The 387-nt window shown below is 51.7% G+C and carries 1 rRNA gene; it reads right to left on the bottom strand.

From position 1 onward, the window contains the following. Positions 1-387, bottom strand: a 16S ribosomal RNA gene (locus EII23_RS12505); the annotation flags it as partial.

Raw genomic sequence — 387 nt, 5'->3', positions numbered from 1 at the left:
CTTCGCCACTGGTGTTCCTCCATATCTCTGCGCATTTCACCGCTACACATGGAATTCCACTTTCCTCTTCTGCACTCAAGTTTTCCAGTTTCCAATGACCCTCCACGGTTGAGCCGTGGGCTTTCACATCAGACTTAAGAAACCGCCTACGCGCGCTTTACGCCCAATAATTCCGGATAACGCTTGCCACCTACGTATTACCGCGGCTGCTGGCACGTAGTTAGCCGTGGCTTTCTGATTAGGTACCGTCAAGACGTGCACAGTTACTTACACGTTTGTTCTTCCCTAATAACAGAGTTTTACGATCCGAAGACCTTCATCACTCACGCGGCGTTGCTCCGTCAGGCTTTCGCCCATTGCGGAAGATTCCCTACTGCTGCCTCCCGT

This window comes from Desulfovibrio sp. OH1186_COT-070, from assembly GCF_003860215.1.
Lineage (GTDB): Bacteria > Desulfobacterota > Desulfovibrionia > Desulfovibrionales > Desulfovibrionaceae > Desulfovibrio.
The sequence above is the reverse complement of the archived record's forward strand: the minus strand, read 5'-3'. Positions and strand labels throughout refer to the sequence as shown.